6 protein-coding genes are annotated in these 7,203 nt (G+C 63.7%); 3 read left to right on the top strand and 3 right to left on the bottom strand.

Translation table 11 applies throughout. The annotated features are described in order from the left end of the window. Positions 1-184 precede the first annotated feature (184 nt). A complete protein-coding gene (locus BFP93_RS08790; protein WP_065892775.1) occupies positions 185-1,495 on the bottom strand; it encodes an MFS transporter in 1,311 nt (436 codons plus the stop codon). Between the two features lie 160 nt (positions 1,496-1,655). Here BFP93_RS08790 and BFP93_RS08785 point away from each other — a divergent pair, with 160 nt between their 5' ends. Beyond that, the gene (locus BFP93_RS08785; RefSeq protein WP_065892774.1) at positions 1,656-2,756 is read left to right on the top strand and encodes a sugar diacid recognition domain-containing protein; all 1,101 of its coding nucleotides are present in this window, start codon (positions 1,656-1,658) and stop codon (positions 2,754-2,756) included. Between the two features lie 97 nt (positions 2,757-2,853). Continuing rightward, positions 2,854-3,993 carry a glycerate kinase gene (locus tag BFP93_RS08780; RefSeq protein WP_065892773.1) on the top strand — a complete coding sequence of 380 codons (1,140 nt, stop codon included), beginning with the start codon at positions 2,854-2,856 and terminating at the stop codon, positions 3,991-3,993. A gap of 8 nt (positions 3,994-4,001) precedes the next feature. Here the strand turns inward: BFP93_RS08780 and BFP93_RS08775 are convergent, their stop codons facing one another. Next, entirely contained in the window at positions 4,002-5,447 is a 1,446-nt protein-coding gene (locus BFP93_RS08775) for an alpha/beta fold hydrolase (protein ID WP_176717557.1), read from the bottom strand. 362 nt (positions 5,448-5,809) lie between these two features. Here BFP93_RS08775 and BFP93_RS08770 point away from each other — a divergent pair, with 362 nt between their 5' ends. Continuing rightward, the gene (locus tag BFP93_RS08770; RefSeq protein ID WP_065892772.1) at positions 5,810-6,322 is read left to right on the top strand and encodes a GNAT family N-acetyltransferase; all 513 of its coding nucleotides are present in this window, start codon (positions 5,810-5,812) and stop codon (positions 6,320-6,322) included. On the opposite strand, the gene BFP93_RS08765 is transcribed toward BFP93_RS08770, so the two are convergent. Continuing rightward, on the bottom strand, positions 6,319-7,011 hold the full coding sequence (locus tag BFP93_RS08765; protein WP_065892771.1) for an aspartate/glutamate racemase family protein: 693 nt from the start codon (positions 7,009-7,011) through the stop codon (positions 6,319-6,321). The genes BFP93_RS08770 and BFP93_RS08765 overlap by 4 nt on opposite strands. Positions 7,012-7,203 lie beyond the last annotated feature (192 nt).

The following is a 7,203-nucleotide window of genomic DNA, read 5'->3' as shown; positions in this document are numbered from 1 at the left end:
GCCCAGTGCGGCTAACCCGGCGTCCTGCCGGGTTACCCACGGATTCAAGCCTGCGTTCGGCCAGCGTGGTTTAACGGGGCGCCTAAGATCAAGAGCAGATCAAGATCAAGAGCGGCTCGCTTCGCATCGTGGTTACGTTTGGGGGCTGCAGGGTTGTGTAGTACCTATGCCCACATGGGGCGTTTTAAACCTTCAAGGTGCGCGTCATCCGTAACGCCAGCACGCTGCCGGCGACGATGACCGCCGCCAGCAGGTACAGCGCCATGTCCGTGGACCCTGTTGCATCTTTGACGAAGCCGACGATGTAGGGGCTCAAAAACCCGGCCATCTGGCCCATGGAGTTGATCAGCGCCAGCCCGCCGGCTGCGGCGCCCGCGCTGAGCATGGCGGTGGGCACCGGCCAGAACATCGGCAGGCCGGTGAGGGCGCCCATGGTGGCGATGGTCAGGCCGAGGATGGCGATCGCCGGGGTGGTGGCGAAGTTCACCGCGATGACCAGGCCAATCGCGCCCATCAGCATCGGTACCACCAGGTGCCAACGACGCTCTTTGCGCAGGTCGGCCGAGCGGCCCACCACCAACATGAATACGGCCGCCAGCAGGTACGGGATCGCACTGAGCCAGCCAATCACCAGGTTATCGCTGAACCCCAGGCTCTTGATGATCGATGGCAGCCAGAAGTTGATCGCATAGACGCCGCTCTGGATGCAGAAGTAGATCAGGCCGAACGCCCAGATCGCCGGGTTCTTGAAGACCTCGGCCAGGGAGTCGGTGGTGGTTTTCGGCTTGTTCGCCAGGTCGATGGCCTGGTCGGCTTCCAGCAGCGCGCGTTCGTGGGGCTTGAGCCACTTGGCGTTGGCGAAGCTGTCGCTGAGCAGGAAGTAGGCGAGGGCGCCGAGGATCACGGTGGGGATGCCTTGCAACAGGAACATCCACTGCCACCCGGCAAGGCCACCCTGGCCGGCCGCGAAGTGATTGAGAATCCAGCCGGAGAACGGGCTGCCGAGCAGGCCGGAAACCGGAATCGCCGACATGAACAGCGCCATGATCCGGCCACGGCGAAAGGTTGGAAACCACTGCGAGAGATACAGCACCACGCCGGGAAAGAAGCCCGCTTCGGCGGCACCGGTAAACAGGCGCAAGGTATAGAAATGCGTCGGCGTGGTCACGAACAGCAGGCATGTGGACAGGGTGCCCCACACGATCATCATCAGCGCGATCCAGCGCCTTGGCCCGAACCGGGTCAGCGCCAGGTTGCTCGGCACGCCACACAGCACGTAGCCGATAAAGAAAATCCCGGCACCCAGGCCGTACACGGTTTCACTGAATTTCAACGCGTCGAGCATCTGCAACTTGGCAAAGCCAACGTTGACCCGGTCAAGGTAGTTGAACAGGTAGCAGATAAAAATGAAGGGAATCAGGCGCAGGGTTACGCGCTTGTAGATGGCGTTTTTATCGTCATCGGTGGCCAGTGCTGCAGCGGCGCTCTGTGACATGGCGAGTCTCTCTTTATTATGATTTTTGGCGATGCGAGGGTAACGTTGATCGCTTGAACAGTCTCGGTGAGGCGATGGGCAACTGTCTTTGTGCTCGCGCACAGTCAAGCCCGCTTTGCGCTGTGCCGCTGACCAACCCGCTTCGAGGAAAATAGCCCCCATGTTCGAGCTGGATCATGAACTGGCCCAGGATATCGTCGATCGCACCATGGCGATCCTGCCCTACAACGTCAACGTGATGGACAACCAGGGCCTGATTCTCGGCAGCGGCGAGCCGGAGCGCATCAACACCCGTCACGAAGGCGCGCAACTGGTGCTGGCCAACGGGCGCGTGGTGGAAATCGACGGGCAGACCGCCAAACACCTCAAGGGCGTGTTGCCGGGCATCAACCTGCCGCTGATGCATGACCAGCGCCTGATCGGCGTACTGGGTATCACCGGCGAACCGGACGGGTTGCGCACCTACGCCGAACTGGTGCGCATGACCGCCGAAATGCTGGTCAGCCAGCGGCACCAGCAGGCCGAGCTGCAATGGCGACGCCAGCGCTGTGACGATCTGCTGGCCTTGCTGTTGGCCGACGCGGGCGACTCGCCGCGTCTGGTCGACGAAGCGCAACAGTTGGGCCTCAAGCCGCAACTGGCGCGCACGCCGTACCTGTTCGAGCTGGACGCGGGGCAGTCGGCTGAAGCCTTGAGCGCCTGGCTGATGTCGCGTTATCCGGACAGCTGGTGCGTGAGCTCCGCGCAGTTTTCCCTGCTCTGGTGCCGTCCCGCCGCCCTGCAAGTCGACGACCCACGCCTGCTGGAAAAGCTCGACGGCCTGGGTTGGAATATTCTGCGGGTGGCCGTAGGCGGGCAGGCGCAAGGACTGGCCGGCCTGCGCCGCTGCTACCGCCGCGTCGGTGACTTGCTGGCCTACGGTCGCGATATCCTGCCCCACGCGCGCCTGTTGCTCCTCAACCGCTATCGCCTGCCGGTCATGCTCTGGCGCCACCGCAACGATGACGCCCTGGACGAACTGCTCAACCCGCTGCGCAAAGTCCTCGCCAGGGACAGCAACGGCCAACTGCTGGCCACGCTGCGCAGTTGGTGCGAGCACGACGGGCAAAGCCAGGCCTGCGCCGACGCCCTGGGCATCCACCGCAACAGCCTGCGCTACCGCATGGAAAGGATCGCCGAACTGAGCGGCGTCGACCCGCTGACTCTGGACGGCATGCTTGCGCTGTATCTGGGCGTGCAGTTGTTGCCCCAGGCTTTGTAAGAATGAACAACAAACCTCACCCGCACTTGTGCAGCGGACTGGCGTCAGCGGCGGTGCCAACTGTCAGCATGGGCGTTATAAAAAATGGAGAACGCCCATGAAAATCATCATCGCCCCCGACTCGTTCAAGGACAGCCTCAGTGCCGAACGGGTCGCCCAGGCCATTGCCGATGGCCTGGTTCAGGTCTGGCCTGACGCGCAGCTGGTGCAATGCCCGATGGCGGATGGCGGTGAAGGCACGGTCGCGGCCGTGCTCGCTGCGTGTAACGGCCAGCTGCGCAGCCACACCGTGCGCGGGCCGCTGGGCGCTGCGGTGCAGGCGCACTGGGGATGGTTGGCCGACAGCCACACCGCGATCATCGAGATGGCTGAGGCCAGCGGCCTGCAGCTGGTTGCACCGGGCCAGCGCGATGCGTGTTCCAGCAGCACCTATGGCACCGGCGAACTGATCCGCGCGGCCCTTGATCTGGGCGCCCGACGCATCATTCTGGCAATTGGTGGCAGTGCGACCAATGATGGCGGCGCGGGCGCGATGCAAGCGCTCGGCGTGCAGTTGTTCGATGCCCAGGATCAGCCGCTGGCACCTGGAGGCCTGGCGTTGGCAGGCCTGGCCCGCATCAGCCTGGAAAACCTCGATTCGCGTCTGGCTCAGGTGCGCGTTGAAATCGCCGCGGATGTAAATAACCCGTTGTGCGGGGCCCATGGCGCCTCGGCGATTTTCGGCCCGCAGAAAGGCGCCACTCCCGAGCAGGTTCAACAGCTGGATGCCGCTCTCGGTCATTTTGCCGACCACTGCGCGCGAGTGCTGCCCGGAGACGTGCGCGACGAACCCGGCAGCGGCGCCGCCGGTGGCCTGGGGTTTGCCGCCAAGGCGTTTCTGGGTGCACAGTTTCGTGCCGGTGTTGAGGTGGTGGCCGAGTTGGTCGGGCTGGACGCCGCCGTGCGCGGTGCCGACCTGGTCATCACCGGCGAAGGCCGCTTCGACGCCCAGACCCTGCGCGGTAAAACCCCGTTTGGCGTGGCGCGTATCGCGCGCCATCACCAGGTCCCGGTGATCGTGATTGCCGGAACCCTGGGCGATGGCTACGAACAAATGTACGCCCACGGCGTGGATGCCGCGTTTGCGTTGCCATCGGCGCCGATGAGCCTGGAGCAGGCGTGCAGCGAGGCGCCGCGACTGTTGCGCGAGCGTGCGGCGGATATCGCCCGGCTTTGGCGCACAGCGCTGCGAGGCTGAACCCGGGATCAGGGTGATTCGTAGCAGATCGAGAAGCGGTCTGGTTTACGTCCATAGGCCAGGAAATCTCCGACATTCTTGTTCACGCACGCATTGGACCCGGAGGACGAAACGCCGTGTCGGTAGGCGCCCTTGAGCAGCGTCATGTGCGCGGCGGGCACGCTTCTGAACGCTTTGATGGCACCTGCTGCGGGCGTCTGATCGTCATATTCGGCCTGAACCATAAACAGACCGTCGACCTGCGCCAGCTTGCGCTGCGGCACCCCGTCAAGCGGTTGGCCGCGCCACTCGGCGCAATGCCTCGCCGGGAAGAAACTGCCGCCCACCGGATACTGAATGGCGTACTGGTTTTCCTGTTCGGTCCAGAATGCATCGTCTGCCGAGACTGAATCGTTGCATAACACTGTGCTACGCACAGACTGCCTGGGCGTAAGCTCCAGGGGGCCGAGCGCCAGACCATTCCACGGTGACGGGCGGCGAGTGACGTCGAGCAGGCGTATAAAGGCCTGTTTCGCCGCCGCATTGACGCCAGGGTCGGGGCTGAATCGATGGGCGCGGGCGTTGGCCAGCAGCCTGGCGTCCGGCAGGCCTGGCGATTCACGCAGCCACTGACTGAGTGCGCGGGCCGCCATCAGGTATTCGGGCGCGCTGTAGTACGCGTTGTCCGAACGCAGCGCCACCCTGACCGGAGGCAACAGGTCGAGAAAAACCGCGCCTATTGCCTTCGGGGTGCTGCCCATTTGGTAGCGGTGCGGATCGTCGGCGGCGCGCCGGGCAACAAATCGCGCGAACACGCGTTCTTTTTCCGGCGCCTGAACCAACGAGGCGTCCTGGAAGGTGGCGGTCCAGTCCGTACTCGAGTCGAGCACCATGCGTCCGACCTGCTTTGGAAACAACCCGGCGTACCAGGCACCCAGCCATGTGCCGTAAGCGTTGCCGACGTAATTGAGCTGGGGCTCGTTGAGCAGCACACGTACCAGCTCCATGTCGCGCGCCGTTTGTTCGGTATTGATGTAAGGCGCCAGGTGCTGGCCGGCGCAGCCCCGGGCCAGTACGCCGGCGTTATGCCGAATAGCCTCGATATTGGCCGGACTGCGATCTTCGGTGATGTCGTTTTGCGCAACGATCTCCTCGTCGGATCGGCACACCAGCTGCGATTGCGGGTCACTGCCCATCCCTCGCGGTGTAATTCCAATCACATCGTAGGTATCGAGCAGGTGCCGATAGGCCTCACCCTGTGGCTGATCGGCGTAGCCTTTCCATTGGGAAACCGCCAGCACAGTGAACCCGTCGGCCTCGGCCCCAGGCCCGCCCGGATGGTTGAATAGCGCACCTTCGCGCTCAGCGGGCAGCAGCGCGCCAACGCGGGTGACGTCCAGCTTGAGACTGCCGCGCGTGGGGTGCATGTGGTCCAGCGGCACGGTGGCGATGCCGCATTGCGTCCTGGCGACCACCTCCGGATCCAGCCCGCTGAAGGGCCGGCCGGCGCAGTCCGGTAGCCAGCGGATACCCCACTCAGGCGGTTGCTTTGTCGCACAGGCGCTGCCCCCCAATAGCACAGCGACAAAAAAGCAGGCTGATAGCGTTCGTTGTTTTATCAATTGGCAGACACTCGGGTGCGTGGTTGGACGCGCCGGAGTTTTGCAAGTAAAGCGTGCCGTGAATGTAGGACCGTATCGGTTGTTCGGTCAGCACCTTCCGATAGTACCCGGCCAGCCTGCGACCCGGCCTGGCACACGCTAGGTTAAGGGCTCGCCAGGGCGACGACTTTGCTTCTACACTGGTCGGCCACGTGCCTTTCAAAGGATGAAACACCATGCACACGCCTGACCTCCCTATCGTGATCCAGCGCTTCACCGAGGCCCACCTTGAGGGCGTCACGGCGCTCTACAACGAACCGGCGGTATGCCGCCAGGTGCTGCAGATGCCTTTCCAGTCGGTGGAAGCGTGGCGCAAACGCCTGGTGATGGATAACGAGCGCCGACTGCAATTGGTGGCGCTGCACGGCGGCGAAGTGATTGGCCAGTTGGGGTTGGAACAGTACCTGCGGGTGCGCCAGGCGCATGCGGGGTATTTCGGCATGGGCGTGGCGACGGCGTGGCAGGGCAGGGGCATCGGCTCGAAGCTGTTGACGGCCGCGCTGGACGTGGCCGACAACTGGATGAACCTGCACCGCGTAGAACTCACGGTGTTCGCCGACAACGAAGCGGCACACAACCTGTATCGTAAATTCGGCTTCGAGGTCGAAGGGCGTCTGCGCGACTACGCCCTGCGTGACGGTGTGTTCGTCGATACCCTGAGCATGGCGCGCCTGCGCAAGCCGGTTTAATCCTCCAGCGCAAACGCCACCGCAGCCCGCGCATGCAGCCCGGTGGTGTCCAGCAGCGGCAGGTCGCTGTGCTCGGGCTTGATCAGCAGGCTGATTTCCGTACAGCCAAGAATCACCGCCTGGGCGCCGCGCGCGGCCAGGGACTCGATCACCCGCTGGTAGACGGCGCGTGATGAGTCGCTGATTACCCCCACACATAACTCTTCATAAATGATCCGGTGCACGTCCTTGCGTTCATCCGCATCCGGCACCAGCACAGTCAGGCCCTGCGCGATCAGGCGGGCCTTGAGGAAGTCCTGTTCCATGGTGAATGCAGTGCCAAGCAAGCCCACGGTCAAGGTGCCGGCTTGCAGGGCCGCAGCCCCGGTCGCATCGGCGATATGCAGGAAGGGAATCGACACCGCCGCCTCAATACGTGGCGCCACCCGGTGCATGGTGTTGGTACACAACACCACACACTCGGCGCCGCCGGCCTGCAGACGGCGCGCGGCGTCTTCCAGGATCCGCGCGGCATCATCCCAGCGCCCGGCATGCTGGGCCTGTTCCACCGGGCCGAAGTCCACGCTGTACATCAACAGCTGCGCCGAACGCAGCGGGCCGAGCCGGTCGCGGACTTGCTGGTTGATGATGCGGTAATACTCGGCACTGGACTCCCAGCTCATGCCGCCGATAAGGCCGATGGTGCGCATGCGATGCTCCGGACAGGGTGAATGTCACGTCACCATACCCACCGAAAGTGGATTAGTCATAGGCAGTTGCCGGCCAATTCACCGGAGCAGTTCAGTAAGGTTAAGTGGACTCACGCTCGCCTGTTGGAAGCGCCGATGTTTACGGGGAGGTCAGGTCTTTTTTCCTACCCCCCAGAGCTACCTTTGCCTGGG

This window comes from Pseudomonas sp. 44 R 15 (genome assembly GCF_900004965.1).
Lineage (GTDB): Bacteria > Pseudomonadota > Gammaproteobacteria > Pseudomonadales > Pseudomonadaceae > Aquipseudomonas > Aquipseudomonas orientalis_A.
The sequence above is the reverse complement of the archived record's forward strand: the minus strand, read 5'-3'. Positions and strand labels throughout refer to the sequence as shown.

Excerpts from the sequence above, each read along its gene's own strand:
- BFP93_RS08790 (WP_065892775.1), bottom strand. The coding sequence starts at position 1,495 with ATGTCACAGAGCGCCGCTGCAGCACTGGCCACCGATGACGATAAAAAC.
- BFP93_RS08785 (WP_065892774.1), top strand. The coding sequence starts at position 1,656 with ATGTTCGAGCTGGATCATGAACTGGCCCAGGATATCGTCGATCGCACC.
- BFP93_RS08780 (WP_065892773.1), top strand. The coding sequence starts at position 2,854 with ATGAAAATCATCATCGCCCCCGACTCGTTCAAGGACAGCCTCAGTGCC.
- BFP93_RS08770 (WP_065892772.1), top strand. The coding sequence starts at position 5,810 with ATGCACACGCCTGACCTCCCTATCGTGATCCAGCGCTTCACCGAGGCC.
- BFP93_RS08765 (WP_065892771.1), bottom strand. The coding sequence starts at position 7,011 with ATGCGCACCATCGGCCTTATCGGCGGCATGAGCTGGGAGTCCAGTGCC.